Origin of the sequence: Syntrophorhabdus sp., from assembly GCA_012719415.1 — a bacterium.
Classification (GTDB): Bacteria; Desulfobacterota; Syntrophorhabdia; order Syntrophorhabdales; family Syntrophorhabdaceae; genus Delta-02.
Genome location: JAAYAK010000182.1, coordinates 1 through 2,622 on the forward strand (window position 1 = coordinate 1; position 2,622 = coordinate 2,622).

The following is a 2,622-nucleotide window of genomic DNA, read 5'->3' on the forward strand; positions in this document are numbered from 1 at the left end:
ACAATTGTGTACCAAAGTCCGATAGAATCTGATCTCCCGGTGCTCTCCAACCAACGTTGGAAATATATGCTGGCTACGAAAACCATAATCGCTAATACGCCGACACCAAAGAATCGTGTTCTCTTCATTATTACCCCTGTGATGTGATGCTTTATCTGGTTTTGTCTTTGGACCTGGGCTGGTACGGTGGATTGTCTGCTCCGTACGGCCAATTGGGCCATTTTCCTTTGCCGGCTGGCTTTAGTCCACAATTATAAAGTGCGTTCGATACACAATGACAGCAGTTGAAATCTATAAGGGACCAGTCTTCCTTCTTGCATTTGCGCATTTCATTTCTCACACATTTGTCATTCTCGGGACCCGTGGTTCGAACAAAAACGGCCTTGCCCGGATTCGGATCGGGATGGACACCCTCATTATCGAAGCTTGATGTATCGTAATTGCTCCTGTTGAACCTAACAAAACAGTGAAAGGCGTAGGGAACCTCGATCGGGTGAAACTTCCTCAGCCCAATTTCTACCTCCAGCCCTTCCCTATCCACCAGGTTCACAGGGTCATTCTCCGTGTAAACATACGGATCTATCCCTCCCTCCAGCCCTATCGGGTCAGGGGTGAGGTACCTTCCTGTCCTGGGGTCGTAGTACCGGTTCCAGTTGTAGTGGAGGTTCGTCTCTGCATCGAAGTACTGTCCGGGGAACCTGAGGTTATTCGTTATGGTGGAGGAGACATCGACCTCCGCGTGTCCGAAGCCGTGGTAGGCGGCCTGCCAGGCGACGGTGCCGGCGGAGTTGGTCATGACCCTGGGGGTGTTGATGTGGTCGGTGTGGTAGTAGTACACCGTATCCGTGGGCTGCACCATGGCAAGGGGCATGTCGGAGAGGTAGACGTGCTCCGGCAGCGGTCCAGGTGTTCCCGAGCCTCTTCGATACCGTGAATTTTCTTCATATCTCCCAAGCATTTTTGATGAGCTCTGGGGGCGCGCCCCTTAACCCCTTCGGGGCATACCTGCAAAAGACTTTCTGTCCGGGCAGCATGGTGGAATACCAAAGGTGAGTGTCTGATGTATGATCTTGTTATACTACCGTCGCGGATGATGTTTCAAGTGTTTTGTTCAGGGTGAACGGGAATTAAAGAGAGTGGTCTCCCGCCCGTTGGGCGCCTGACTTTGCAACGGTGGACATGGGCGTTCTCCTCTTGGCGAGTACTCCGGGTCCCGGCTGGCGTCAAACTGTCTTCACGTGCCGGACCAGGTCAAGTATCCCTCCGACCCGCACTTTTTCTTTTATGAAATATGGTTCATCCACGGGCGCCACAATCCAGCCCTCTGTTACGTCCAGGTCATCGAGGGCATTCCAGAAACCGCGGGTGACGTTCGGGGCCCGGGAGGATTTAAGCTCGACGGCGATCCTCTTCTTCCCCTTCGCGAGAAGCAGGTCGATCTCGCTCCCCGTGGATGCCCGGTAGAAAGACCCTTGCCAGTCCGGCAGCTCGGAAAGGATCATTTCGATGCCGAAAGCTTCCCACGAGGCCCCGAAGACCGGATGACCGAGAAGGTCATTAAAGCTTCCGATCTCCAGAAGAGAGTGGAGCAGCCCCGAATCCCTGATATAGACTTTTGGGGATTTGATGGTCCTTTTCTTGAGGTTGCCTTCATGAGGCGGGAGCGCTCGCACGACATAAGCCTGCTCGAAGAGATCTATGTAGTCACGGACGGTGTGGTAGGACACACCGAGAGACGCTGCGAGTTTTGAACTGTTGAGGAGCTGTCCCTGGCTGTGCGCCAGCATCGTGATGAGCCTTCTGAGGTTCCGTGCCGTTATGCGGATCCCCAACTGGGGAATGTCCCGTTCAATGAAGGTGCGCAGGAAGTTCTGTCTCCACCGGTTGCTCGCATCGTCGTCATCGGCCAGGAAGCTCTCCGGGTATCCTCCCCGGAACCAGTGCACCAACAGATCATAGCCGGGCAGGCCGGCGACCTCTGATGTCACGAAGGGCGTCAATTCGATGAAGGATATTCTCCCCGCAAGGGATTCAGAACCCTGACGGATGAGGTTTCTGGACGCGGACCCCAGTATGAGGGCCTGCCCCTTTCTTCCCGAACGGTCAACAATACTCCTGAGCACCGGGAATAGCTCGGGTCTCAGCTGAATCTCGTCGAGGCATATGGTGGTATCCTTGTTCGCCTGGAAGAAAAGTTCGGGATCGCTCAGTTTGCGAAGGTCTGACGGGCTTTCGAGGTCGAGGTAGATTAAGGCGCCGATCCTGCCCTTCATCGCTTTTACCAGTGTGGACTTACCGCATTGGCGGGGACCGAGGATGGCGACCACGGGGAAGTTGCGGAGGTCCTTAAGCACGACAGGTTCGGCATCTCTTTTCACATAACCATGCATATTAGAAGTGTAACTTCTATAATGCATGGTTGCAAGGAGATTCTACGATCCTGCTGTCCGTTTGTCGAGCTTCGGCAGGTCCTCGGTCTTTACGGATGGATGGTACCTGAGCGTGTACGGCACGTCAGCTCCACACGTCCTCCTCATGCGTCAGAGCTTCTCCGGCCCCGAAGGTCTTCTCCCGGCCTTCGGCGAATGCGGCAAGGGGCTTGTCGGTCTTCACCTTCCGGTA

Annotated in this window: 2 protein-coding genes; both read right to left on the reverse strand. The window is 54.6% G+C overall.

Going from position 1 to position 2,622, the window contains the following annotated elements:
* Positions 1-151 precede the first annotated feature (151 nt).
* On the reverse strand, positions 152-958 hold the full coding sequence (locus GXX82_10620; protein NLT23489.1) for a hypothetical protein: 807 nt from the start codon (positions 956-958) through the stop codon (positions 152-154).
* 265 nt (positions 959-1,223) lie between these two features.
* Positions 1,224-2,390: an ATP-binding protein gene (locus GXX82_10625; protein NLT23490.1), complete on the reverse strand. Its 1,167-nt coding sequence runs from the start codon at positions 2,388-2,390 to the stop codon at positions 1,224-1,226.
* Positions 2,391-2,622 lie beyond the last annotated feature (232 nt).